General features: G+C 70.8%; 22 protein-coding genes. 13 read left to right on the top strand and 9 right to left on the bottom strand.

Features of this window, described 5'->3' with window-relative positions; all coding sequences use genetic code 11:
• Positions 1–7 precede the first annotated feature (7 nt).
• Positions 8–2,521: a heavy metal translocating P-type ATPase gene (locus T8T21_RS16420; protein ID WP_322337761.1), complete on the bottom strand. Its 2,514-nt coding sequence runs from the start codon at positions 2,519–2,521 to the stop codon at positions 8–10.
• Between the two features lie 124 nt (positions 2,522–2,645).
• Positions 2,646–4,169 (bottom strand): MocR-like pyridoxine biosynthesis transcription factor PdxR, encoded by a 1,524-nt coding sequence (pdxR, locus tag T8T21_RS16425; RefSeq protein WP_322337762.1) that lies wholly within the window; start codon positions 4,167–4,169, stop codon positions 2,646–2,648.
• Positions 4,170–4,325: 156 nt separating this feature from the next.
• Here pdxR and T8T21_RS16430 point away from each other — a divergent pair, with 156 nt between their 5' ends.
• The 9 genes from T8T21_RS16430 to pta all read left to right on the top strand — a co-directional run bounded on the left by T8T21_RS16430 (position 4,326) and on the right by pta (position 13,808).
• Complete coding sequence (locus tag T8T21_RS16430; RefSeq protein WP_322337763.1) at positions 4,326–5,336, top strand: TRAP transporter substrate-binding protein; 1,011 nt, start codon at positions 4,326–4,328, stop codon at positions 5,334–5,336.
• Between the two features lie 100 nt (positions 5,337–5,436).
• Entirely contained in the window at positions 5,437–5,973 is a 537-nt protein-coding gene (locus tag T8T21_RS16435; protein ID WP_322337764.1) for a TRAP transporter small permease, read from the top strand.
• A 10-nt stretch (positions 5,974–5,983) separates the two neighbouring features.
• Complete coding sequence (locus T8T21_RS16440) at positions 5,984–7,324, top strand: TRAP transporter large permease (RefSeq protein ID WP_322337765.1); 1,341 nt, start codon at positions 5,984–5,986, stop codon at positions 7,322–7,324.
• A gap of 8 nt (positions 7,325–7,332) precedes the next feature.
• A complete protein-coding gene (locus tag T8T21_RS16445; protein WP_322337766.1) occupies positions 7,333–7,887 on the top strand; it encodes a universal stress protein in 555 nt (184 codons plus the stop codon).
• Positions 7,872–8,273, top strand: coding sequence for a nuclear transport factor 2 family protein (locus T8T21_RS16450; protein WP_407660144.1), 402 nt, complete (start codon positions 7,872–7,874; stop codon positions 8,271–8,273). Before T8T21_RS16445 ends, T8T21_RS16450 begins: the two co-directional genes overlap by 16 nt.
• A 69-nt stretch (positions 8,274–8,342) precedes the next feature.
• Positions 8,343–9,767: an NAD(P)/FAD-dependent oxidoreductase gene (locus tag T8T21_RS16455; RefSeq protein ID WP_322337767.1), complete on the top strand. Its 1,425-nt coding sequence runs from the start codon at positions 8,343–8,345 to the stop codon at positions 9,765–9,767.
• Positions 9,768–9,800: 33 nt separating this feature from the next.
• Positions 9,801–11,582 (top strand): sulfoacetaldehyde acetyltransferase, encoded by a 1,782-nt coding sequence (gene xsc, locus T8T21_RS16460; protein ID WP_322337768.1) that lies wholly within the window; start codon positions 9,801–9,803, stop codon positions 11,580–11,582.
• A 106-nt stretch (positions 11,583–11,688) separates the two neighbouring features.
• A complete protein-coding gene (locus T8T21_RS16465; RefSeq protein ID WP_322337769.1) occupies positions 11,689–12,726 on the top strand; it encodes a YeiH family protein in 1,038 nt (345 codons plus the stop codon).
• A 50-nt stretch (positions 12,727–12,776) separates the two neighbouring features.
• On the top strand, positions 12,777–13,808 hold the full coding sequence (gene pta, locus T8T21_RS16470; RefSeq protein WP_322337770.1) for a phosphate acetyltransferase: 1,032 nt from the start codon (positions 12,777–12,779) through the stop codon (positions 13,806–13,808).
• Positions 13,809–13,921: 113 nt separating this feature from the next.
• On the opposite strand, the gene T8T21_RS16475 is transcribed toward pta, so the two are convergent.
• A complete protein-coding gene (locus T8T21_RS16475; protein ID WP_322337514.1) occupies positions 13,922–14,371 on the bottom strand; it encodes an EF-hand domain-containing protein in 450 nt (149 codons plus the stop codon).
• Positions 14,372–14,860: 489 nt separating this feature from the next.
• Between T8T21_RS16475 and T8T21_RS16480 the strand changes: the two genes are divergently transcribed.
• Entirely contained in the window at positions 14,861–15,868 is a 1,008-nt protein-coding gene (locus T8T21_RS16480; protein ID WP_322337515.1) for a YHYH protein, read from the top strand.
• A 190-nt stretch (positions 15,869–16,058) separates the two neighbouring features.
• On the opposite strand, the gene T8T21_RS16485 is transcribed toward T8T21_RS16480, so the two are convergent.
• Together T8T21_RS16485 and T8T21_RS16490 are read right to left on the bottom strand one after the other, a co-directional pair.
• The gene (locus tag T8T21_RS16485) at positions 16,059–16,451 is read right to left on the bottom strand and encodes a GFA family protein (protein ID WP_322337516.1); all 393 of its coding nucleotides are present in this window, start codon (positions 16,449–16,451) and stop codon (positions 16,059–16,061) included.
• A gap of 161 nt (positions 16,452–16,612) precedes the next feature.
• Positions 16,613–17,215: an NUDIX domain-containing protein gene (locus tag T8T21_RS16490; protein ID WP_322337517.1), complete on the bottom strand. Its 603-nt coding sequence runs from the start codon at positions 17,213–17,215 to the stop codon at positions 16,613–16,615.
• Positions 17,216–17,469: 254 nt separating this feature from the next.
• Here T8T21_RS16490 and T8T21_RS16495 point away from each other — a divergent pair, with 254 nt between their 5' ends.
• Positions 17,470–20,253 carry an AMP-binding protein gene (locus T8T21_RS16495; protein ID WP_322337518.1) on the top strand — a complete coding sequence of 928 codons (2,784 nt, stop codon included), beginning with the start codon at positions 17,470–17,472 and terminating at the stop codon, positions 20,251–20,253.
• On the opposite strand, the gene T8T21_RS16500 is transcribed toward T8T21_RS16495, so the two are convergent.
• The 3 genes from T8T21_RS16500 to T8T21_RS16510 form a co-directional block, all read right to left on the bottom strand.
• A complete protein-coding gene (locus T8T21_RS16500; protein ID WP_322337519.1) occupies positions 20,226–20,999 on the bottom strand; it encodes an SDR family NAD(P)-dependent oxidoreductase in 774 nt (257 codons plus the stop codon). The two genes, T8T21_RS16495 and T8T21_RS16500, sit on opposite strands and share 28 nt — an antisense overlap.
• An 87-nt stretch (positions 21,000–21,086) precedes the next feature.
• Positions 21,087–22,427: an aspartate aminotransferase family protein gene (locus tag T8T21_RS16505; RefSeq protein WP_322337520.1), complete on the bottom strand. Its 1,341-nt coding sequence runs from the start codon at positions 22,425–22,427 to the stop codon at positions 21,087–21,089.
• Entirely contained in the window at positions 22,424–23,227 is an 804-nt protein-coding gene (locus tag T8T21_RS16510) for a BKACE family enzyme (protein WP_322337521.1), read from the bottom strand. The genes T8T21_RS16505 and T8T21_RS16510 overlap by 4 nt, the downstream gene beginning before the upstream one ends.
• A gap of 124 nt (positions 23,228–23,351) precedes the next feature.
• Here T8T21_RS16510 and T8T21_RS16515 point away from each other — a divergent pair, with 124 nt between their 5' ends.
• Positions 23,352–24,239: a MurR/RpiR family transcriptional regulator gene (locus tag T8T21_RS16515; protein WP_322337522.1), complete on the top strand. Its 888-nt coding sequence runs from the start codon at positions 23,352–23,354 to the stop codon at positions 24,237–24,239.
• Positions 24,240–24,445: 206 nt separating this feature from the next.
• Here the strand turns inward: T8T21_RS16515 and T8T21_RS16520 are convergent, their stop codons facing one another.
• Entirely contained in the window at positions 24,446–25,048 is a 603-nt protein-coding gene (locus T8T21_RS16520) for a helix-turn-helix transcriptional regulator (RefSeq protein WP_322337523.1), read from the bottom strand.
• A 95-nt stretch (positions 25,049–25,143) separates the two neighbouring features.
• Between T8T21_RS16520 and T8T21_RS16525 the strand changes: the two genes are divergently transcribed.
• Positions 25,144–25,671 carry an autoinducer binding domain-containing protein gene (locus tag T8T21_RS16525; protein ID WP_322337524.1) on the top strand — a complete coding sequence of 176 codons (528 nt, stop codon included), beginning with the start codon at positions 25,144–25,146 and terminating at the stop codon, positions 25,669–25,671.
• Positions 25,672–25,681 lie beyond the last annotated feature (10 nt).

The raw sequence follows: 25,681 nt of genomic DNA on the forward strand, positions 1-25,681 counted from the left end.
GCCGCCCTCATTCCGCCGGGGCCAGCGCGGGGGCCGCGCCGGGCGCCGTCGCGATGCCGCCCGCCTCGTCCATCGCCGGGCGGATGCGGCGCAGCCGCAGCGCGTTGCTCAGCACGAAGACCGAGGACAGCGCCATCGCCCCCGCCGCCAGCACCGGCGACAGCAGCAGCCCGAAGGCCGGGTAGAGCGCCCCCGCCGCCACCGGGATCAGCGCGGTGTTGTAGGCAAAGGCCCAGAACAGGTTCTGGCGGATGTTGCCCATGGTCCGGCGCGACAGCTCGACCGCGTTGACCACGCCGCGCAGATCGCCGGACATCAGCACCACGTCGCCGGTTTCGATCGCGACGTCGGTGCCGGTGCCGATCGCGATGCCGACATCGGCATGGGCCAGCGCCGGGGCGTCGTTGATGCCGTCACCGACAAAGGCGATGCGAGCACCGTCGGCGCGCAGCTCGTCGAGCGCGGCCACCTTGCCCTCGGGCAGCACCTCGGCAACGACGTGGTCGATGCCGCATTCGGCGGCGATCGCCTGCGCCGTCTCGCGCCGGTCGCCGGTGATCATCGCCACCCGCAGCCCCTTGGCATGCAGCGCGGCGATGGCGGCGCGGCTGGCGGGCTTGACCGGGTCCGACACGCCGATCAACGCGGCCAGACGGCCGTCTATCGCGGCGAAGAGCGCGGTCCGGCCGCGCCGCGCCAGATCGGCGGCTTGGGCGTCGAGCGCCGCGGTATCGACGCCCGCACGCGCCATCATGCGGGCGCTGCCTATCGCCACCTCGGCGCCGTCGACGCGGGCCGCGACGCCATGGCCGGGCACCGCCTCGAAGCTCTCGGCCGCGCGCTCCGCCACTGCCGCGGCGCGGGCCGCGCGGGTGATCGCCTCGGCCACGGGGTGCTCGGAGCGGGTCTCCACCGCGGCGAGCCGCGCCAGCACCTCGGCCCGCTCATGGCCGGGCGCGAGCACCAGCTCGGTCAGCTCGGGCCGCCCTTCGGTCACCGTGCCGGTCTTGTCGAGCGCCACCACCGAGACCCCGGCCAGCGCCTGCAGCGCGTCGCCCTTGCGGAACAGCACCCCCATCTCGGCGGCACGGCCGGTGCCGACCATGATCGAGGTCGGCGTCGCCAGCCCCATCGCGCAGGGGCAGGCGATGATCAGCACCGAGACCCCAGCCACCAGCGCCATGGTCAGCGCCGGCGACGGCCCGATTAGCAGCCAGGCCAGCACCGTAAGTGCCGCGACTGCCATCACGGCGGGCACGAACCAAAGCGTGATCCGGTCGACCAGCCCCTGGATCGGCAGCTTGGCGCCCTGCGCCTCCTCGACCATGCGGATGATCTGCGACAGCGTCGTGTCGGCGCCGACCCGGGTGGCGCGGAAGGTCAGCCCGCCGGCACCGTTGACCGTGCCGCCGGTGACGGTGGCGCCGATGCCCTTCTCGACCGGCGCCGGCTCGCCGGTGATCATGCTCTCGTCGACCCGGCTCGTGCCCTCGACCACCTCGCCATCGACGGCGATCCGCTCGCCCGGCCGCACCACGACGAGGTCCCCTGCCGCGAGCGCGTCGATATCGACATCGACCGTCGCGCCGTCGCGCAGCACCCGCGCCTGACGCACCTGCAACCCGACGAGCTTGCGGATCGCCGCGCCGGTGCGCCCCTTGGCCCGCGCCTCGAGCCAGCGGCCGAGCAGGATCAGCACCACAATCACCGCCGCCGCCTCGTAATAAACGGCGCGCAGCCCCTCGGGCAGCAGCCCCGGCAGGAAGGTCGCGACGAGCGAATAGAGATAGGCCGCGCCGGTGCCGACGGCGACGAGGCTGTTCATGTCCGGCGCGCCCTTGAGCAGCGCCGGCACGCCCTTGAGGTAGAAGCCCCGCCCCGGCCCGGCGAGGATGAGCGTCGTCAGCGCGAATTGCAGCAGCCACGACGCCTCGCGGCCGATCGTGGCGCCGATCCAGTGATGAAAGCCCGGCAGCAGGTGGCTACCCATCTCGAGCACGAAGACCGGCAGCGCCAGCGCCGCGGCGAGCGCGGTGCGCCGGGCGAGGTCCTGGCGCTCTTCCGCCTTGCGCGCCTCGCGGTCATCGCTCGACGCGCCTCCCGCCGGTCGCGCCTTGTAGCCCGCCGCATCGCTCGCCGCGACCAGCGCGGTGGGCGTCACTGCGCCCTCGGCATGGGTGATGGTCGCGGTTTCCGCCGCGAGGTTGACCGAGACCGAGACCACGCCCGGCACCGCCGCCAGCGCCCGGTCGACCCGGCCCACGCAGGAGGCGCAGTTCATGCCCTCGATGGCCAGCGTGGTGGTGGCCACCCGCGCCGGGTAGCCGAGCGTCGCGAGCGTGGCGACGGCCTCGGCGACGCGGCCGGGCTCCGCGGCCTTGAAGCGGGCGGTCTCGGTGGCGAGGTTGACCGACACCTCCGAGATGCCGTCCAGCGCGGCGAGCCCCCGTTCGACCCGCCCCACGCAGGAGGCGCAGTTCATGCCCTCCACGGTCAGCGCGACCTGCTGATGCTGTGACATCTCTCACCCTTTCATCCGATTCCGGTTCGTCGCCCGGTCAGATAAGGGTTCCAGTAACTGCAAGGTCAAGGGCCGGTCCCCGTGCCATCGCGGCAGCGCGTCCGGCCCCCCGCGCACGCAGCGCTCAGTGGCCGCCCTCTGCGCCGTCGCCTCGCGCCGCCACCAGCTCGGCCCGAAGCCGCGACACCGTCGCCGCGATCCGCGCCACCCCTTCGGCGATCCGCTCCGAGGGGATCGAGGAATAGCCGAGCCGGAAGAACGGGCAGGGTCGGCCGTTGCCGTCAAAGAAGGGCGCGCCTGGCTCGATCACCACCCCTTCCGCCAGCAGCGCCTCGGCCAGCCGGATCGAGCACAGCCCCGGCGGCCCCTCGACCCAGACGCTCGAGCCGCCGAACCGCGCCGCCCCCGCCACCCTGAGCCCGGTGCCGCGCAGCGCCGCCTGCATCTCCGTCCGCCGCCGCGCGAAGGCCTGACGCAGCTCGCGCATCAGCCGGTCGTAATGCCCCTGCGCCAGGAAATAGGCGGCGGTGCGCTGCAGATGGCCGGGCGGGTGGCGCAGGATCAGCGCCCGCAGCTCGCGCGCCTCGGCGACCAGCCGCGCCGGGCCGACCAGGTAGCCGAGCCGGAGCCCCGGAAACAGCGCCTTGGAAAAGCTGCCGACATAGATCACCCGGCCGTCGCGATCGAGCGACTTGAGCGCCGGGCTCGGCGCCTCGAGGAAGCTCATCTCGAAATCATAATCGTCCTCGATCACCACGAAGTCGCGCTCGGCGGCGGCGCGCAAGAGCTGGCGGCGGCGCCGGACCGGCATGGTGGCGCCGGTGGGCGCGTGGTGGCTGGGGCTGACGAAGACCGCGCCGGTGCCCTCGGGGATGCGGTCGGGCGGCAGCCCGTGCTCGTCGACCTCGACCGTCTCGACCTCGGCGCCGCACCAGCGCAGCGCCTGCAGCGTATCGGGATAGCCCGGGTTCTCGCCCACCGCCTTGAGCGGGCGCCGGGTCAGCAGCTCGGCCGCCAGCCACAGCGCGTTCTGCGCGCCGACGGTGATCAGGATCTCCTCGGTCTCGGCCTTGATGCCGCGCCGGGGCAGCATGGTGGAGCGGATGTAGTTGACCAGCATCGGGTCGTCGGCCGCCGCCTGGTCGCCGGCGAGATCGAAGAAATCGCGCGCGCCGCTGGCCTGCCGCGCGCAGTCGCGCCAGGCCGCATGGTCGAACAGCGTCGCGTCCATCTGGCCGTAGACGAAGGGAAAGGGCATCCGCCGCCAGTCGGCGGGCTTGATCACGCGGCGGCGCTGCGACAACCCAAAGTCGAGGAAGCTGTCCCAGTCCGGCGCGCCGGGGCGGCGCGGCTCCGCCCGCGCGGCGCGCGGCGCCTCGGGGCGCGCGCCCTCGGCGAGCACGAAGCCGCGCCGGTCGAGGGGCTCCACGAAGCCCTGCGCCACCAGCTCCTGATAGGCCAGCGTCACGGTCATCCGGGCTATGCCCAGATGGGCCGCGAGCTTGCGCGACGAGGGCAGCACCGCCCCCGGCGCGGCCTGCCCGGTGCGCAGCAGCGCGACCACCGTCTCGCGCAGCTGGGCCTGCAGCGACCGGCCCGCGCCGCGGTCGAGGAAGAACACGTCTGGCGGGATCCGGCTGATCGGCATGGCCCGAGTTTCGTCGCGAAACTGGACCGGGTCAAATCGAAAACTGGACCTAAGAGCGCGACGCATCCGGGCGCTAGATCGGCCCCGTCGCAACCGGCTTGAGGAGGCCCGGTCGCGGCGGGCGGCAGCAAGGCCGCGCCATCCAGGGAGGACGACATGACCATCACGCAACGCCTGAGCCGCGCCGCCGCGATCGCCGCCGCATCCGTGCTGCTGGCCGCCGGGGCCGAGGCCAAGGACTTCAAGGTCGCCGTGGGCGACGGTGCCGGCGGCACGCAGGAGGCGCTCGGCCGCGCATTCATCGAAGCGCTCGAGGAGAACACCGGCGGCGCGCAAAGCGCCACGCTGTTCCTCAACGGTCAGCTCGGCGACGAGCAGGACACCGTCAACGAGGCGGCGATCGGCACACTCGATTTCTCGATCCTGGCGATCAACAACATCACCCCGTTCTCGCCCAGCGTCGGCACGCTGACCATGCCTTACGTGATCCTGAGCCTCGAGGACGCGGTGACGCTGACCCAGGGCCCGATCGGGCAGGAGCTGGTGGAGAACACGATCCGCGACGCCGGGGTACGCATCATCGGCTGGGCCTATTCCGGCTTTCGCGTGCTGACCAACTCGTCCCGCCCGGTTGAAAGCGTCGAGGACCTCAAGGGTCTGGTGATCCGGGTGCCGCGCAACGAGATCATGATCGCCACCTACAAGGCCTGGGGCGTGAACCCCACCCCGATGGCCTGGTCCGAGACCTTTGCAGGGCTCCAGCAGAAGGTCGTGGACGGTCAGGACAACCCCTACATCACCGTCTACGCGATGAAGTTCGACGAGGTGCAGAGCTACGTCACCAACCTGCGCTACATCTTCTCGATCGAGCCGCTGATCGTCTCCGAGGCGGTGTTCCAGGACATGTCCGAGGACGAGCAGCAGGCCGTCCTGGCAGCGGGCGAGGCCGCGACCAAGGCCTCCGAGGAGTTCCTGCGCGCGCAGGAGAGCAGCATCAAGGAAGAGCTGGTCTCGCGCGGCATGCAGATCAACGACCCGGCGAATGGCGAGCAGGAGTTCATCGACCTCGCCACCAAGGCGGTCTGGCCGCAATTCTACGACTCGATCGGCGGCGTCGAGAAGCTCAACGCGGCGCTGACGGCGCTCGGACGCGATCCGGTCGAATAGGACCGGCCTCCCACGGGGGCGCATCTCCTCCCCCCAGCATGCGCCCCCGAACCACCCCGCCATTCCGCGCTTCGCCGCCCCGCCGTCACAGGAGGTCGTCATGGCCCGTATCTGGTCCGTTCTGAACAACGTGGAGAGCTATCTCTGCCGCGTGCTGCTCGCCGGTTTCGTCGCCCTGCTCTTCGTGCAGATCGTCTCGCGCGAGCTCTTCGGCCACTCGTTTTCGTGGATCGAGGAGCTGTCGATCTACATGTTCGTCTGGTTCGTCTTCTTCGGCGCGAGCCACGCCGCCAAGATGGGCGCGCATAACCGCGTCACCTTCCAGTTCAACCTGCTGCCGGCCCGCTGGCGGGCCTGGATCGAGGGCGTCGCCGACCTCTTCTGGCTCGGCTTCAACCTCTACTTCACCTGGCTGGCGGTCGATTTCGTCTTCAACCGGATGAACAAGTTCTGGACCTCCCAGACGCTCGGGATCGAGATGAAGTGGATCTACATGGTCCTGCCGCTCGCCTTTGCGCTGATGAGCATCCGCATCCTGCAGGTCAACTGGACCCGGCTGGTCGTCGGCCGCGAGGTCCACGACCCCGACCGGATCGACCCGGCCGCGCTCGCCCCTGCCCCCACCCCGAGCTCGTGAGGACCGCGCCATGGAAAGCCAGATCGCTCTCATCCTCTTCGGCAGCTTCGGCCTGCTGCTGCTGATCGGCGCGCCGATCACCGTGGCCTTGGGCGTCTCGTCGCTGCTCTCCTTCCTCTATCTCGGCGACAACCCGATCAAGCTGGTCCAGATCGCCTTCACCTCGGTGGGAAGCTTCCCGCTGATGGCGCTGCCGGCCTTCATCCTGGCCGGCGCGCTGATGGAGGCGGCGGGCATCTCGCGGCGGCTGATCAACGTCGCCGAAAGCCTCGCCGGCCCCTTCACCGGCGGCCTCTCGGCCAGCGCGGTCATGGCCTGCCTGTTCTTCGGCGCGATCTCGGGCTCGGGCCCGGCGACCACCGCCGCGGTCGGCATGCTGATGATCCCGGCGATGATCAATCGCGGCTACGACAAGGGATACTCGGCCGCCGTCACCGCCTCGGCCGGGGGCTTGGGCATCGTCATCCCGCCCTCGATCCCGATGGTGATCTTCGGCATCGCGGCGCTCGGCATGGCCGCGCCCCCCGAGGCGATCGAGAAGTTCGGCAACTTCCAGTCGGTCTCGATCTCCAAGCTCTTCATCGCGGGTTTCGTGCCGGCCTTCCTGATCGCCGCGAGCCTTTTGTTCATGAACTGGGCGCTGTGCCGCAAGCATGGCTACACCGGCTCGGCCGAGGGCTGGTCGATGGGCGGCATCGGGCGCGAGGTCTATCGCGGCTTCTGGGCGCTGATGGCCCCGGTGGTGATCCTGGGCGGCATCTATACCGGCTTCTTCACCCCGACCGAGGCGGCGATCGTCGCGATCTTCTACACGCTCTTCGTCGGCATCGTGATCTACCGCGAACTGAACCTCGCCGCGCTCAACCGCGCGCTGGAGACGACGACCTGGCTCACCGGCCGCGTGCTGCTGATCCTGTTCACCGCCACCGTGTTCGGCCGCCTGCTGGTCGAGAACCAGATCCCGGCGATGATCGCCGACGGGATGCTCTCGCTGACCCAGAACCTTTACGTGATCTGGGCGCTGATCGTGGTCTTCCTGCTCTTCGTCGGCATGTTCATGGAGACCCTCGCGGCGATCCTGATCCTGGTGCCGGTGATGCTGCCCGTCGCCTACTCGGTCGGCATCGACCCGATCCATTTCGGGGTGGTGATGATCTGCACGCTGGGGATCGGCTTCCAGACCCCGCCACTGGGCGAGAACCTGTTCATCGCCTCCGGCATCTCCGGCTCGACGCTCGAGACGATCTCGATCCGCGCCCTGCCCTTCGCCGCCGTCAACACCGTCGCGATCTTCGTCATCGCCTTCGTCCCGGAGCTGTCGCTCTGGCTCCCCCGCCTGCTCGGATATTGAGGCCCGCCATGCAGCCCCGACTGACCCGCATCCTGTTCGCCACGGCGCTCTCGGACGCGTCCTGCCACGCGCTGTGCCACGCCGCCCAGCTGGCCCGCGCCAGCGGCGCCCGGATCCACGTGCTGCACGTCCAGGAGCCGCTGTCGCACGACGCCCGCATCACGCTCGAGATGTTCCTCCTCAACGAAGGCTCGCGGCGCGACGCGACCGAGCGGCGCGCCGCGCTGGCCGCCCGGGTGCTCGAGGAGCGCCAGGCCGCCTTCTGGAGCGAGATGGAAACCCGCGACCCGGCCGCGCGCCAGCTCGTTACCGCCACCGAGGTGATCGAGGGCCACCCGGCCGAGGCGATCCTGACGCGCGCCGAGGCGCTGCGCGCCGACATGATCGTCATGGGCGCGCATGAGCATCACGGGCTGAGCCAGACCTTCCTCGGCACCACCGCCAAGCGCGTGCTGCGCCGCGCCCAGATCCCGACCCTGATCGTGCCGCACCTGCCCCGCGCCGACGCCGCACCCGACCACATCCCCGCCAACAAGGAGCAAGACCTGTGTCCGAACTACTGACCGAAGCCCGCCTCACCGCCGCCGATCTCGCCGCCACCTTCGACGCCTTCAACCGGCACGACATCGACGCCGTGATGACCCATTTCGCCGATGACTGCGTGTTCTACACCGTCGCCGGCCCGGAGGCCCACGGCACCAGGATCGAGGGCCGCGCCGCCATCGCCCGCGCCTTCGAGGCGGTCTGGCAGGCGATGCCCGACGCGCATTGGGCGCACCATTCGCACTTCGTCGCGGGCGACCGCGCCGTCTCGGAATGGACCTTCTCGGGCACCGACGCGACCGGGATGCGCACCGAGGCGCAGGGCGCCGACCTGTTCACCATCAAGGGCGGCAAGCTCGTGGTGAAGCAGGCGCTGCGCAAGAACCGCCCGCCCTTCAAGGCCTGACCCCGCCGCAGCACGGCCCCGCCCATCACGGCCCCCGCCCCTCTCGCCGCCGATCCACAGGAGACGGACATGCTCGACCGGACCCCCGCCCCCAGCCCGGCCCCCGCCCCGCGCGCGGCCCCCGCCCCGCGCGCGGCCTACGACCCGCGCTACGACCCGCTGACCGATGCCGGGCCGGGCCGGGGCCGCGACTATGCCCCCACCTACTGGATCGGCACCGCCGGTCCGGCGCCCGAGGATGACGGCCCCGTCACCGCCGACTTCGACGTCGAGGTGGCGGTGATCGGCTCGGGCTATACGGGGCTGTCGACCGCCATCCACCTCGCCCGCGACCACGGCATCGAGGTCGCGGTGCTGGAGGCCAACGCCGTCGCCTGGGGCTGCTCCACCCGCAATGGCGGTCAGGCGCAGATCTCGGCCGGGCGGCTAAAGCGCTCGGAGTGGATCAAGCGCTGGGGCACCGACACCGCCCGCGCGATGCATGCCGAGATCGTCGAGGCCTTCGACGTGTTCAACGCGCTGATCGGTTCGGACGAGATCGACTGCGACCCGCAGCCCGGTGGCCATTTCTACATCGCCCACCGCGCCAAGATCATGCCGAAACTCGAAGCCGAGGCCCGGCTGCTGCGCGAGGTGTTCGGCTACGGCGCGCGGGTGATGGGCCGCGCCGAGCTGCACGAGACATACGTGCGCGACCAAGAGGCGCATGGCGCGATGTGGGAGCCCGACGGCACCTCGATCCACGCGGCCAAGCTCGCCTTCTCCTATCTCCGCCTCGCCCGCCGCCTCGGCGCGAAGGTCCATACCGCGAGCCCGGTCGAGGGCTGGACCAGCAGGGGCGGCTACCACTACCTGCGCACGCCGGGCGGCACGGTGCGCGCCCGCCGCGTCGCCATCGCCACCGCCGCCTATACGCCGCCGGGCCTGGACCGCTGCACGCGGCACCGGCTGATGCCGATCCTGTCGAACTCGATCGTCACCCGGGTGCTGACCGAGGCGGAGCGCGCCGAATGCGGCTTTGGCACCGGCGCGCCGCTGACCGACACCCGCACGCTGCGCCACTACTACCGCTACCTGCCCGACGGCCGCGTGCAGATCGGCTCGCGCAGCGCCATCACCGGCCGCGACGCCGAGAACCCCAAGCACCTGGAGCTGCTGAAGAAGGGCCTTCACCGCAAGTTCCCGGCCCTGACCGGCATCGCGCTCGACTACTCGTGGTGGGGCTGGGTCGATGTCAGCCACGACATGATGCCCCGCATCACCGAGGCCGAGCCGGGCACCGGCATCTTCTACGCCATGGGCTATGGCGGCAACGGCGTGATGTATTCCGCCCAAGCCGGGCGCCGCATGGCCCAGCTCGTCGCCGGAGAGCGGCTGCCGGAGCTGCCGATCTTCGGCTCGGCGCTGCCGCATCACGGCCCGCTCACCCCGTTCCGCAGGCTCGGCCAGCGCATGCTCTACCCCTGGTACCAGCTGCGCGACGAGACCCTCTGACCCCCTCCCCCTGATCGCATAGGAGATTTCCCCATGAAAATGACCACCGAAGAGGCCTTCATCAAGGTTCTGCAGATGCACGGGATCGAGCATGCCTTCGGCATCATCGGCTCGGCGATGATGCCGATCTCGGACCTGTTTCCCGAAGCGGGCATCACCTTCTGGGACTGCGCGCACGAGACCTCGGGCGGGATGATCGCCGACGGCTACACCCGCGCCACCGGCAAGATGAGCATGGCGATCGCCCAGAACGGCCCGGGCATCACCAACTTCGTCACCCCGATCAAGACCGCCTACTGGAACCACACCCCGCTGCTGCTGGTGACGCCGCAGGCCGCCAACAAGACGATCGGCCAAGGCGGCTTCCAGGAGATCGAGCAGATGAAGCTGTTCGAGGACATGGTCTGCTACCAGGAGGAGGTGCGCGATCCCTCCCGCATCGCCGAGGTGCTCAACCGGGTGATCGAGAAGGCCTGGCGCGGCTCGGCGCCGGCGCAGATCAACGTGCCGCGCGACTTCTGGACCCAGGTGATCGACATCGAGCTGCCGCAGATCATCCGGCTCGAGCGCCCCGCGGGCGGCGAGGAGGCGGTGGCGCAGGCCGCGCGCCTGCTGAGCGAGGCCAAGTTCCCGGTGATCCTCAACGGCGCGGGCGTGGTGCTGTCGGGCGCGATCGACGCCTCGCGCAAGCTGGCCGAGCGGCTCGACGCGCCGGTGGCCTGCGGCTACCAGCACAACGACGCCTTCCCCGGCAACCACCCGCTCTCGGTCGGCCCCTTGGGCTATAACGGCTCCAAGGCGGCGATGCAGCTCATTCAGAAGGCCGACGTGGTGCTGGCGCTCGGCAACCGCCTCAACCCGTTCTCCACCCTGCCCGGCTACGGCATCGACTACTGGCCCAAGGACGCCAGGATCATCCAGGTCGACATCAACTCCGACCGGATCGGCCTCACCAAGAAGGTCGACGTCGCGATCCAGGGCGACGCGCGCAAGGTGGCCGAGCAGATCCTCGCGAAGCTCTCGGTCGAGGCCGGCGAGCGCGACCGCCAGGAGCGCCGCGACACCATCGCGCATCTGAAGTCCCGCTGGGCGCAGGAGCTGTCCTCGATGGATCACGAGGAGGACGCCGACGAGGGCATCACCTGGAACGAGCGCGCCCGCGCCCGCCAGCCCGACCGGATGAGCCCGCGCCAGGCCTGGCGCGCGATCATGGCGGCGATGCCGCGCGAGGCGATCATCTCCTCGGACATCGGCAACAACTGCGCTATCGGCAACGCCTATCCGAGCTTCGAGGCGGGGCGGAAATACCTGGCACCCGGCCTGTTCGGCCCCTGCGGCTACGGCCTGCCGGCGATCCTCGGCGCCAAGATCGGCTGCCCCGACACGCCGGTGATTGGCTTTGCCGGCGACGGCGCCTTCGGGATCTCGATGAACGAGATGACCGCCTGCGGGCGGGGCGACTGGCCGCCGATCACCATGGTGATCTTCCGCAACTACCAGTGGGGCGCCGAGAAGCGGAACACCACGCTGTGGTTCGACGACAACTTCGTCGGCACCGAGCTCAGCCTCGACGTGAACTACGCGCGTATCGCCGAGGGCTGCGGCCTCAAGGGCGTGCAGGTCACCTCGACCGAACAGCTGACCGAGGTGCTGCGCACCGCCGTGAAGGAGCAGATGGAGGACGGCGTCACCACCTTCATCGAGGTGGTGCTGAACCAGGAGCTGGGCGAGCCCTTCCGCCGCGACGCGATGAAGAAGCCGGTGCGCGTCGCCGGGGTCTCGCGCGCCGACATGCGCCCGCAGAACGTGGCCTGAGCCACGCCCCCCGGGGGGAGGCGGATGCGCCCGCCTCCCCCCTCCCTCATGTCCTGCAATGCCAGCGCGCGGGGTGCCCGCCCCGCGCGACCGGGGAGATCGTGCCATGGCCAGCCTCACCACCCATCCCGCCTCGCCGCCCGGCCGGGCCCGCGCCTTCGTCTCGGAGATCGGCCATGGCGTGCTGGTCTCCGCCCTGATCGCGCTCGCCGCGCAGTTCCTGTCGGACCATTACGGCGCGCCCGCCATGCTGATGGCGCTGCTGCTGGGCATCGCCTTCCACTTCCTCGCCGAGGATGGCCGCTGCGCACCGGGCATCGCCTTCACCTCGCGCACCGTGCTGCGCGCGGGCGTGGCGCTTCTGGGCGCGCGGATCTCGGTCGAGCTGCTGATCGGGCTCGGGCCGCGGCTGATCGGCCTTGTCGTCGCCGGCGTCGTGCTGACCATCCTGTTCGGCCTGATCGGCGCGCGGGTACTGGGGCGCGGCTGGCGCTTCGCGTTGCTCACCGGCGGCGCGGTGGCGATCTGCGGCGCCTCGGCGGCCATGGCAATCGCCGCGGTGCTGCCGCGCGGCCCCCGCTCCGAGCAGAGCCTGATCTTCACCGTGCTCGGCGTCACCCTGCTCTCCACCATCGCGATGATCGCCTACCCGGTGCTCGCCGCCACGCTCGGCCTCGACGCGCAGGCGACCGGGGTGTTCCTCGGCGGCACGATCCACGACGTGGCGCAGGTGGTCGGCGCGGGCTTCTCGGTGGGCCAGGAGACCGGCGAGACCGCGACGCTGGTGAAGCTCATTCGCGTCACCATGCTGGCGCCGGTGGTGCTGGTCTTCTCGCTGTCGATCCGCGCCTTCGGCCCGAACGAGGGCACCGGCGAGGGCAAGCGCCCGCCGCTGCTGCCGGGCTTCGTGCTGGCCTTCCTCGCGCTGGCCGGGGCCAATTCCGCAGGGCTGGTGCCGGCGGCCGCGCAGGCGGTCCTGGGCGACATGTCCCGCTGGGCGCTGCTGGTCTCGATCGCCGCCGTCGGCATGAAGACCTCGCTCCGCACCGTCTTCGAGGTCGGCGGCCAGGCGACGCTGCTGATCGTCGCCGAGACGCTGTTCCTCGCCCTGTTCATCCTCGCGGGCCTGGCCTGGCTCGCCTGACCCGGCTCACCTGACCCGGCTCGCCTGACCGCCCCCATACGGAGACGCCCATGAAACCGCTCGAAACCCTGCTCGCGAACGCCGCCCGCTCCGAGCGCCGGATCGTTCTCAGCGAGGGCACCGACCCGCGCGTGGTCGCGGCAGCACTGATGGCGCGGCGCGCCCGCGCCGCGCGGATCGTGCTGGTCGGCCCCGAGGCCGAGATCGCCCGCGCGCTGGCCGCGCATGGCGCCCCCCCCGAGGGCATCGAGATCGCCGATCCCGAGACCAGCCCGCACCTGCCGCGCATGGCCGCGCTCTACCACGAGCTGCGCCGCCACAAGGGGGTCGACGCGGCCGCCGCGCGCGCGGCCGCGCGCCGCCCACATGTCTTCGCCGCGCTGATGGTGCGGATGGGCCTCGCCGACGGCACGCTGGGCGGGGCGCAACTCACCACCGCCGAGATCGTGCGCACCGCGATCCAGGTGATCGGCAAGGCGCCCGAGGCAAAGCTGGTCTCGTCCTTCTTCCTGATGCTGTTCTGCGCCCAGCACCACGCCACCAAGGGCGCGCATGTCTTCTCCGATGCAGGTTTGGTCGTCGACCCGACGGCCGAGGAGATGGCCGAGATCGCCCGCGCCTCGGCCGCCTCGCTCGAAGCGCTGGTCGGCGAGACGCCGCGCGTGGCGATGCTGTCCTTCTCGACCCGCGGCTCGGCCGCGCATGAGCGGGTCTCCAAGGTCACCGAGGCCACGGCGCGCCTGCGCGCCATGGCCCCCGGCCTCGCCGTCGATGGCGAGATCCAGTTCGACGCCGCCTTCGTGCCCGAGGTGGCCGCCGCCAAGGCCGAAGGCAGCGCGCTCGGCGGCCGCGCCAACGTCTTCGTCTTCCCCAATCTCGACGCCGGCAACATCGCCTACAAGATCGCGCAGCGCGTCGGCGGCGCCATCGCCGTGGGCCCGGTGCTGCAGGGCCTCGCCAAACCCGCCAATGACCTCTCGCGCGGCTGCTCCGCCGAGGACATCCTCCACATGATCGCCGTCACATCCGCCCAGTGCGAGGGGACGGCCGCGACGGCCATGCCAGCGGGCGCCCTGGGCTGACGCGCCAAAGCCCCGGCGGGACCATCCCGCCGGGGGTCTCCGGGGCCACGTAACCGGCACGGGGGAGGGTCGGCCGGTTCCGCGGCGCCCGGAGAGAGCGGCGCGCGGAAGCGTTACCGCTGGCGCGGCGGACGGCCACCCTTGCGCATCTCGTCGGCGCTCAGCACGCCGTCGCCATTCGCGTCGGCGGCATCGAAGCGCTCGGCCGCCTGCGCCAGCGCATCGGCCCGCGACAGCGGCTCGAAGGCGCCGCGCGCCTCGGGCGCCGGGCGCTGCGGCTTGGCGCCGCCCTTGCCCTCGGGACGGCCCTGGGGCCGACCTTCGGGACGCCCTTCGCCCCGGTCACCCCGGTCGGCATGCGCGGCGCGGGCTTCCGCCTCGCTCAGCACGCCGTTGCCGTCGGCATCGGCCGCGTCGAACCGCTCGGCGGCCTGCTCCAGCGCCTCGGCCCGTGCGAGCGGCGCCGCCGGCTGGTGCTGCGCGGCATGGCTCGCGGTGGCCACGACGCCCGACAGCAGCGCCACGATCACCGTCGCGGTGCCGAGTTTTCCTGCCAGTTTCATCTTCGATATCCTTCGATTGGCTCATTGCCCCCCGGCGAAACCACCATGGTCCAGCCGGGGCTGAGCATCAGATGGCGGCAGGCGCGGCAAAGCGACAGCGCGGATTTGTCGCGAATTGTATGCCGCAACCGGCTGTTTTCGCAGCGTAAATCCGGAGGCCTGCGATCCAACTCGCGGAAACTCCGGGCAATTCCGTCGCTCCGCTCCCGGCGCCGGACGTCACATCTCGCGACAATACCGCCCGCACCACGCGGCCCCGCCCGGCGCGAAATTGTCGCCAGATGTCGCGCCGCGCATCGCGGTTACACTTCGCGCCGAATCCGGCCTCGCGCGCGGCGCGCCGTCATGCTCTTGGCTTGGCCATCGAGGGCGCAAGCCCGCCGTCAGACCGGAGACCGGAACGGCCGGATCGCCCGCAGGTTGGGCCACGGGACGCCCCGTGCCCGCATGAACGACATTCGATCCAGAGCTTCACGAAAGGTCAGCTCGATGATTACCAGGCACCTTTTCGGCACGGCCGCGCTCGCCGCGCTCACCGCCGCCTTCACCCTCGCCGCCCCGATGGCCCAGGCGCAGGAAAGCGCGCCCGTGGACACCTCCGAAGCGGTGACCAACGCGCAATGGGCCGACAACGTCACCATCACCTATGATGCCGAGACCAACAGCTTCCGCTTCGAGTCGGACGGCATCCCCAGCCACGGCTACGCCGAGCGCTACCTGATCCCCAACGATGTCGGCTCGATGCCCTTCTCGGACAACACGCCGGACGAGTTCACCATCGTCGAGTCGGCCGACTACTTCACCGTCACGCCGGTCGACGCCACCATCACCACCCGCCCGGTCTACAGCGAAGAGACCATCGAGACCTCGCTCGGCCGGATCGGCGTGGCGATCAGCGGCGCGCAGATCTTCAATGATTACGAGGACCCGACCCGCAGCATCGTCGCGCTCGAGGACAATCTGGTCCACGACCACGCCGCCTTCATCGACGAATGCAACGGCCACACCCTCGCCGATGGCAGCGGCTACCACTACCACGGCATCCCGGTCTGCATCACCGATGCGCTCGAAGAGACGGGCGAGCATGCCCGCATGCTCGGCGTGATCGCGGACGGCTTCCCGGTCTACAGCGACAAGGGCGAGGGCGGCGAGGTCGTGCTGACCACCGATCTCGACGAATGCGGCGGCCATGAGGGCGCGACGCCGGAGTTTCCCGAAGGCATCTACCACTACCACCTGACCGCCGACGCGGCGCCCTACATGGTCGACTGCTACCACGGAGAGATCGACGCCGCGCAGGCCCAAGGCGGCCCCGGTGGTCCCGGCGGCCCCGGTGGTCCCGACTTCGCCGCCGTGGCCGAACAGCTCGGCGTCAGCGAGGAAGCGCTGCGCGGCGCCTTCGGCGACGCGATGCCGCCGGATTTCGACGCCGCGGCGCAGGCGCTCGGCATCGAGGTCGAGGCGCTGATCGACGCGATGCCCGCCCCGCCGCAGTAACCCCGGCGCGCGCTCGGACGGGATGGATCGCGCGGGCGCGCCATTGGTGCCGTGCGACCCTCCTCCCGAAGCGGCAAACGCCCCCGCAGATATCTGCGGGGGCGATGTTGTCTCGGGTGGCCGCTGCGCGGACGGAACGGCCATCGGCAACTCCTGTTCGAGCAACCGCTATGTCGCGTAGCGAAAGGTCCTATTCCTCGCCGCGCCCTGGTTCGGTTCGATCCCGATCATATTGCTTCATGCCCGGAAACGGCGGCAGCCAGGATTCCCTGCGGACGACCCAGCTTTCATAGCTGGGCGTCAATTGATCGGGTGCATCGAGGGCTCCGAGATGCAGCTCGACCTCATCCGCATTGCGGGCGAAAACCGAGGAGCCGCAGCGAGGACAGAAATGCCGTCCGGCATAGTCTCGGGTCTCGCCCTGAATTTCCACCGCGCTCTCCGGAAAAATGGCAGAAGCGTAGAACAGCGCGCCATGGTGCTTCCGACAGTCGAGGCAATGACAGATGCCGACCCTGGATGGGCGTCCCAGAGCCGAAATTCGAATGTTGCCGCAGACGCAGCCACCCGTGAAGCGCTCCATGAGCGTGCCGCCTTTCGACCAATCCGGTCGAACGTAACCCGGGACCTCCGGCCTCGTCCATCCGGGCGTCGGCACGCGCAGGCTCGCCGAAAGGAACAGTTCCGTCGATATGGGTTCGGAACGGACCCTCGACCCAAAGACGGCGGCAACCACCAACTCCCCTAAACGATCTGAAACCTTCCCGTGGCCTTGAAGGCCTGCCAGTGCCGGAACGTCGGATACTCCGTGGCGACGAAGCTTGCCTCGTCGATGTCGTCGAAGCGGGCGAAGGCGACTACGGTCGCCTCCCCGTCGGTCGGGGCGTAATCGTCATTCGCCAGATAGCCATGCGCGAGCAGCGAGATGTTCTGCACCTGGTCGCCATTCGGGTAGATGTGGTTCTCGATCCTCGGATTCGACGACAGGCCAAAGGCCGTCACGTCCCTGAGGGACGCGTTCGCCTCTTCCCGTGCCTCCCTGAACACGACGTCCATCAGGGATTCCCCGATCTCCATGGATCCGCCGGGCAGGCCCCAATCGCCGCTGTCGGCGCGCCGGATGATCAGGAACCGGCCCGCGTCATCTTCGATCAGGACACGCGCGCCGACCGCCAGAAGGGGGATGGGCCCGGTCAGGGCGCGGAGCTGTCCCAGGTAGCTTTCGGAAAACGACAATTCGGCCTCCTCGGGGGTGCGGGATTGCGCTCGGATATCTGCCTCCGAGCCATTCGGGTCGACCCTACAGTCGAACGCACCGGGATGAACCGGGAAACGGGTCTTGATCACACATTGCCCGATCCGTGGTCGCACACGTCCCGAACCGGCGCGAGACCGGGCGCACGGCGCCCGCCGCGCCCGCGCGATGGGCGCCGGTGCGCTGCCCGGGCGGCGGCGTGGCGCGCGCTGTTGTAGTTTCCCCGCTTCTTCGTCAGATGTTGCGCCGTCGCCGGACCCTACGTCGCGCGGCGCGACGAATCCGGGCGTCCGGACCGCCCGCGGGCCGGTTCGCGCAGTCGCAGCTTGTCGAGGACCCGGAGCCCATGACCCACCCCCAGACCGTCGCCGATGCGCTGGTGCGCGCCATCGCGCGTCACGCCCATCGCCCCGCCATGGCGGACGAGACCGCGCGGCTGAGCTATGGCGAGCTCGGCGCGCTGGCCGAGCGGCTCGGCCCGCGGCTGCGCGCGGCAGGGGCGGTCGGCGTCTTCGGGGCGCCGGGCCTCGCCATGGGCGCCGCCGCCACGGCCTGCGTGATCCATGGCCGGCCCTTCGTGCATCTCGACCCGGCGATGCCGCGTCCGGTGCTGCACAACATCGTCGAGGAACTCGGCGTGGCGCTGGTGATCGCCTGCCAGCCCGCCGCCCCTGACCAGCTGCCCGAGAGCTGCGACGTGATCGAGGCCGGCCCGCTGCTCGTCGATCTGCCCGCCGCGCCGGAGGCGCTCGAGGCGGGGGAGGTCGCGCCCACCGACGCGATCTACCTCGTCGCCACCTCGGGCACCACGGGGCGGCCGAAATGCATCCCGGTGACGCAGGACGCGGCGCATCTCTCCTATGAATGGCGCGACGCCTTCACCCCCTACGGCCCCGAGATGCGCGTCGGCATCTACATCTTCGCGATCTGGGAGATGTTCCGGCCGCTGCGGATGGGGGCGGAGCTGTGGTTCCCGGCCGCCAACACGCTGATGAACCCGCGCGGTCTGGCCGGTTTCCTGACCCGCAACCGCATCGACGAGATGCTGTTCACCCCGTCCTTCTGCGACAGCTTTCTCGCCGCGCTCGACCGCGACACCGCCCGCGCGCTGCCGCTCAAGCGGGTGGTGCTCAACGGCGAGGTGGTCAGCGACGGGCTGATCGCCGCGGCGCGCGACAAGCTGCCCGAGGCCGAGCTGTGGAACCTCTACAGCATCTGCGAGACGCACGACATCTGCATGTCCCGGCTGGAACGGCCCGTGGGCGACGGCCCGGCCTCTGTCGGCGTGCCGATGGAGCATCTGCGCGCGGTGATCCTCGACGATGCCGACCGGCCCTGCCCGCCCGGCACGCCGGGGCGGCTGCATTTCGAGGGGCCGCGCATGCTCGGCCCGGGCTATGTCGGCCGGCCCGAGGAGACGGCGCTGCGGTTTCGCGAGCTGACCGTCGAGGGCCGCGCCACGCGGCTTTACGACACCGGCGACCAGGCCTGGGCCGGGCCGGACGGCGCGCTGCACATCATCGGCCGCATCGCCCACATGCTCAAGCTGCGCGGCTACTCGATCCAGACCCGCGAGCTGACCGAGACGCTGCGCGGGCGGCTCGACTTCGCGCAGGCGGTGCCGCGCGTGACCGAGACCGGCGGTCGCGGCCAGAGCCTCGTCTTCTACTATGCCGCCGACGCCGCGCAGGCCCGCGCCAACGCCGCGCGCTGGGGCCTCGATTTCGGCACCAACCGCATGCCCGCCGCCCTCGCCGCCGATCTGCGGGCGGTGCTGCCGGCCTATTGCGTGCCAAGCTGGCTGGTGCAGCTCGACGCGATCCCGCTGCACCCGGTCTCGGGCAAGGCCGACCTCAAGGCGCTGCCCGAGATCACCGACGACGCCGAAGACGGCGCCGAGGGCCACGACACCGCGCTCGTGGCCGCCGCGCGCATCCTCGGCTGCGCGCCGGAGACGCTCGACCCGAACCAGAGCTTCCACGATCTGGGCGGCGACTCGCTGATGGCGGTGAGCCTGATGCTGGAGCTGGAGCGGGCCTATGGACGGCCGGTGGATTTCGACCTCGCCATGACGGTGCCGCTGGAGCGGCTGCACCTGCTGCTCTCCGGCCCGGCCGAGGGCGCCGTCTCCGCCGCGGATCTCGCCCGGCCCGGCATCCTGCTGACCGGCGCGACCGGCTTTCTCGGCGGCCACGTGCTGGCGCAGGCGGCGCGCGCGCTGCCCGAGGGCGAAGTGGTCTACTGCCTCGTGCGCGACAAGCGCCGCGACGCCGCCGAGCGGCTGGCCGAGGTGGCCCGCCGCCACGGCGTGCCGCCCGAACGCTACGTGATGCTGCCCGGCGCGCTCGACGCGCCGCGCTTCGGGCTGGACGCCGCCGCGCATGACACGCTGGCCGCCGCCGTCGGCTCGGTGGTGCATTGCGCCGCGACCGTGAACATGGCGATCGGCCCCGACGAGATGCGCGAGATCACCGCGCGCGGCATCGAGACAGTGCTCGACTTCTGCCGCGCGGCCGGGGCGGATCTGCGCTTCACCTCGTCGAGCGCGGTGTTCCCCGATCGCGGCGGCCCCTTCCCGGAGGGCCCGACCCAAGACTGGCCGGGCTGCACCGGCTACGGCGCGGCCAAGATCGCGGCCGAGGCGATGATCGCCGCCTCCGGCGTGCCCGCCGCCATCATCCGCCTGCCCTCGCTTTACGACCTCGACGCGCCCAACCCGCGCGACATCTGCGAGGCGATCCTCGAAGCCGCGCTGCGCGCCGATGCCGTGCCCGATGGGCTGTGCTTCCCGATGACCGACGTGCGCGCCGCCGCCGCCCTGCTGCTGGGGCCGGTCACCGCCCCGGGCGCGCCGGTGATGAACCTGATCCCCGAGACGCCGCTGCGCCCCGAGGCGTCACGCTGCCTCGCCCCGGCCGAATGGCTGGCGGCGGTCGATCTGCCCGCCGGCATCGCCCGGCTGATCGCCGAGGCACCCGACACGCTGCGGGTCGATGCCCGCTTCGACACCGGGACCGCCCGCGCCGCATGGGCGCGGGTCTCGGACCGCCCCTTCGAGGCGATCTGCGACGGCGCCGCGCTGCTGGCGGCGCGGCGCGCGGCCTACCAGAGCGAGCCGGCGTTGACCTGATAATCCGCCATGGTGAGCGCACGCGCCGCGTCGCTCACCAGAAAGGCCGCCAGCTCGGCCACTTCCTCGGGCTGCACGAGCTGGTTCTGCGGGTTCGAGGCGGCGTAATCCGCCCGGACCGCCTCGCGCGAGCGGCCGCTTGAGGCGATGTCGGCGTCGATGAAGGATTTCAGCATCTCGGTCTCGACCCAGGTCGGGCTGATCGAGACGCAGGTGACGCCATGCGCCGCGCCTTCGAGGCTGACGCAGCGCCCGAGCCCCAGAAGCCCCGCCTTGGAGGCGCAATAGGCGGCGTTGTTGGCCATGCCCTGATGCGCCGCCACCGAGGCGAGGTTGACGATCCGGCCCCAGCCGGCGCCGGTCATGTGCGGCATCACCGCCCGGATCATCCGGAAGGTGCCGGACAGGTTGGTGTCGATCTGGTCATCCCAGGCGGCGTCGGGATGGCCCTCGACCGGCGCCTCGACATAGACGCCGGCGGCGTTGACCAGAATGTCGACCCCGCCGCGCCGCGCCACGACATCGGCGACGAAACGCTCCACGCTCTCCGAGGAGCGCACGTCGAGCGCGGCGGAGCGCGCCTTGACCCCGGCGGCGTCGAGGATCGCCCGCGCCGTCTCCGGCTCGCCGCCGCGCCGCGCGCCGACGGTCACGTCGATGCCGTCGGCCTCCAGCCGGCGCGCGATCGCCAGCCCCATCCCCGAAAGCCCGCCGGTGACGATCGCGGTTCTGGTCTTCTGGGTCATGCCGTTCCTGTCCTCTGTTTACGCTTGGGCGCCTTGCTACGCCGATTCCCCGGCGCCTGCATCGCGAAACATGGACAAGTGGCGGGCTCAGCCCTCGGGCAGCACCGCCGTGACCGCACGCGCCAGCCGCGCGACCATCTCGTCGAGGTCGGCCTCGCTGGCGATGAAGGGCGGGGCGAGCAGCAGGTGATCGCCCGAACGGCCATCACGGGTGCCCGGCATCGGGTAGCAGATCAGCCCCTCGGCCATCGCCGCCTTCTTCAGCTTGCCGGCGAGGCCGCGACCCGGATCGAAGGGCGCCCGGCTGTCCCGGTCGGCCACGAATTCGAGGCCCCGTAACAGCCCGCGCCCGCGGATGTCGCCGATATGGGGATGCGCGCCGAACCGCGCCTCGAGCGCCGATTGCAGGTAATCGCCGCGCGCCCGCACCTGCGTCACGAGATCGTTGTCGAGGATCTCGCGCAGCACCGCGTGACCGGCGGCGGCGGCGACCGGGTGGCCGACATAGGTGTGCCCGTGCTGGAAGAAGCCCGACCCCGACGCGATCGCGTCGTAGATCCCGGCCGAGCACAGCATCGCGCCGATCGGCTGGTAGCCGGCGCCGAGCCCCTTGGCGATGCACAGGATGTCGGGCGCGATGCCGTCCACCTCGCAGGCAAAGAGATGCCCGGTCCGGCCCATGCCGCACATCACCTCGTCGAGGATCAGCAGCACCCCGTGCCGGTCGCAAATCTCGCGCACTCGCTTGAAATAGCCCGGCACCGCCGGCACCGCGCCCAGCGTCGCGCCGACCACCGGCTCGGCGATGAAGGCCATCACCGTCTCCGGCCCGAGCCGCTGGATCTCGGCCTCCAGCTCGTCTGCCACGCGCTGGCCGTAGGCCTCCGGGCTCTCGCCCTCACCGGCTTCGGCATATTCGTAGCAGGGCGCGATATGGCTCATCTCGACCAGGAGCGGCGCGAATTGCTGCCGCCGCCACGCGTTACCGCCCGCCGAAAGCGCGCCCAGCGTGTTGCCGTGATAGCTCTGGCGCCGGGCGATCAGGTGGCGCCGCTGCGGCTCGCCGCGCTCGACATGGTATTGCCGGGCGAGCTTGATCGCGCTCTCCACCGCCTCCGAGCCGCCGGAGACGAAATAGACCCGGTCGAGATCGCCGGGCGCGTGCGCGATCAGCAGGTCGGCCAGCGCCTCGGCCGGCTCGGAGGTGAAGAAGCCGGTATGGGCGAAGGCGAGCCGGTCGACCTGCTCGCGCACCGCCGCGCGCACCTTCTCGTTGGAATGGCCGAGGCAGGAGACGGCCGCCCCGCCCGAGCCGTCGAAGTAGCGCTTGCCCTCGGCGTCGATCAGGTAACACCCCTCGCCGCCCACCGCGACGGGCAGGTCGGCATGGCAGTTGCGGGGAAAGACGTGGCTGGTCCTGGCGCTCATGAGAGATGCCTTTCGAGTTGGGAGCGGAGCGCCGCCACCGAGGCGGCGTTGTCCGCATGGAGACGGTCGCGATGGTCGGTCAGGCTGTTCTCGAAGCCGACGCGCAGATGCCCGCCCTGACGGGCGGCGGCGAGCAGGCAGTCATGCTCGCGCGGGCCGAAGGCGCAGACCATCCAGTCGCTGGCCTCCGGCATAGCGGCGCGGAACGGGTCGAGATCGAAGGGCGTGGAGACCTGCCCCGCGCTGTAGCGGCCGAGCACGAAGATCACGGCCTCCTGCCCCGGCCGCACCACGCCGCGCGCCTGCCAGTCGCGTAAGAGCGCGACGTCCTGCGCGTCGTAGAGGATGTGCTGCACCTCGGTGCCCGCCTCGGCGCAGGCGGCATAGACCTTGGGCGCGAGCGCCGGATCGCGGGCGATCTCGCGCACCGAGATCGAGGCCCAGCCCGGCTCCACCCGCCGCAGGCAGTCGAGCTGCGCGGCCACGTCGAACCGCCCCGCCGCCTCGGTGGTGATCTGCACCCGCATCCCCGGCACCCGCGCCGCCAGCTCGCGCAGCGCCTCGCGGTAGCGCCCGGCATCGAGCGTGTGCTCGCCGGCCGCGTCGCGCACATGCAGGTGCAACGCCCCGGCGCCTGCGGCGTGGCAGGCGGCGGCGGTCTCGACGATGGCGTCGATGCCGACCGGCAGCGCCGGATGATCGGCCGGGCCGCGCCGCGCGCCGTTCGGCGCGACCATGATCAGCGGCCGCCATGATGCGGTGTCGGTGCCGGGCTGCGGGGGATGGGCTGTCTGGGGCATGTCGACCTTGCGCCCGTCGGGGCGGGTTCGGGGTGGATCTCGCCCGGAAGACTTGCCCTGAAAACGAATTCGGTCAAGCTTGGCCGGAAATAACGGATGTTTTGCCCGGACCCCAGGAGTGTGCATGGACCCGACCCTCAGGCCCCGCGTCGTCGAGCGGCTCCGGCAGGAGATCCCGGCCCTGCCGCGCGGGCTCGGCCGGGCGGCGAAATACCTGCTCGACCACCCCTCCGATTTCGGCCTCGACCCGATCCGCGAGACTGCGCGCAAGGCCGGCGTCAGCCCCTACACGCTGGTGCGGCTGGCCGAACGGCTCGGCTTCGACGGCTTCGAGGCGCTGCGCGCGCCGTTCCGGCAGGCGCTGGTCTCGACCGCCGCGACGCTCGAGCCGCCGGGCTGGATCGACAGCCTGCGCGCGCAGGGCGAGACCGGTCGGGTACAGGCCGAGGCCGCGCTCAACGGCATGGCGATCGTGCAGCGCAGCCTCGAAGGGCTCGATGCCGAGCGGGTCGACCGGGTGGTCGATCTGCTGATGGCCGCGCCCAACGTCTATCTCACCGCCGCGCGGTCGAGCTACGCGCTGGCCTATTACCTGCACTATGTCGGCCGGATGGCGCTGCCCTCGCTCCAGCTGATCCCGCGCCACGTCAACAGCCCGGTCGACGAACTGGCCGCCGCACAGCCCGGCGAGGCGCTGATCGCGATCACCTTCACCCCCTATTCGCGCGAGACGATCGAGGCCTGCCGCATCGCCCGCAGGCGCGGGCTGCGATTGGTGATGATCGCCGACAGCGAGATCGTCTCGCCCGAGTTCAAGGCCGACGAGACCCTCGTCGCCTCGGTGCTCACCACCCATCACCTCGGCTGCTATGCCGGGGCGATGGCGCTGATCGAGACGCTGATCGCGCAGCTGGTGGCGCGCGGCGGCGCCGCCTCGCGCGACCGAATCGCCGCCTACGAGGCGCTGCGCCACGAGAGCCAGGCCTACTGGGCGGCCCCGAAAGAACGTTAGTTTTTACGGAGGCGCGCAGGCGCCGGCCGGCGCGGGCATGTCGGGCAGCCAATAGAGCACCTTTCCGACCGCCTGGAGCAGCACGACGAGCATGTTGACGGCGCGTCCCAGCGTCGGTTCGGATATGATCGGCCTCGCTATCGGGGACAACCCCGGCGGGCGAGCGCGATCAGGCCTCGGTCCAAAAGACCGATCGCCGCCGCCGCTCAGATCAGCCCGTATTCCGAGGCGAGCGCGGCGGCATGGGTGCCGTTGCTGGCGCCGAGCTTGACCCGCGCGTTTCTCAGCCGCTGCTTGATGGCGCCCTCCGAGACGCCGAACTCATGCGCGATCTGCTTGAGCCGGCCGCCCGCCTTGACCCGCTGCAGCACCGCGATCTCGGCCCGGGTCAGCGTGGTCGGCGGCGCCGCCTTGCGGTGCAGCTCCTCGATATGCGCGGCCAGCAGCGCCAGCTCGTCATCCTCGTATTCGCGGTCCTCGCGGTAGAACAGCCCGTAGCTGCGCAGCCCGTCGCCCTCGTTGAAGGAGGCCACCGCCCCGTACCACAGCCCGTGCCCGCGCGAGCGCTTCACCAGCCCGGCCGGGTCATCCGCCTCCAGGTCGTTCCAGCGGATCGCGCCACGGTTGTCATAGGACCAGCGCAGCGCCGGATCGACGAAGAAGAACTTCTCGCGGGAGTAGAGATCGATCCACGACGCAGGGAGATAGTTGACCTCGATCGCGGGAAAGGCGAAGCGGATCCGCAGCCCAAGGTAGAATCCGGAGGGTCCGAAACGTTTCGCGAACTCTTGGGAAACCTGCTGTGTCATGACGACGGCCTGTCTGCTCCGGAAGATGTAGAAAGCGTCTTACTGGGGGAAACTGACTGGTGAATCAACTACCAAATACCATAGGTTGCATTAACGTGAGAATCTCCCCGTCTCATCAACCCCAGGTTGGCAACGACCCGGCCGAGGCCGTCATCGATGCGCTCGAACAACTGATCGTTCTTGCCCCGGCGGGATTCGCGATCGGCCTGCATATCGAGTTCATGGCCGCCCGCTACATGTTCGAGAGCTACCCAGCGGAATGGCGCGACATCTACGGCCGCGACGGGCTGCTGATGCGCGACCCCACCGTGCATTGGGCGATGCACAATGCCGGCGCCATCCGCTGGCCCGCGCTCGAGCCGCAGGACGAGGCCCGGGTGCTGGAGCGCGCCCGTGCCTTCGGCCTGGTGCACGGCCACACCTGGTCGATCCACGAGGACAAGGGCATCAGCTTCGGCGGCTTCGCGCGCAGCGACCGCGACTTCACCGATGCCGAGATCGGCGAGATCGGCGCGCTGATCCAGCGGATGCACGACGTCACCCACAAGCGGGTGACGCTGGGCACCGCGGCCAGCGCGCGAATCCGCGACATGGCCGTGGTGATGACCGAGCCCACCGAGTAGCGCCATGGCG

It is taken from the genome of Limimaricola variabilis (assembly GCF_034371605.1).
Taxonomy (GTDB): domain Bacteria; phylum Pseudomonadota; class Alphaproteobacteria; order Rhodobacterales; family Rhodobacteraceae; genus Limimaricola; species Limimaricola variabilis.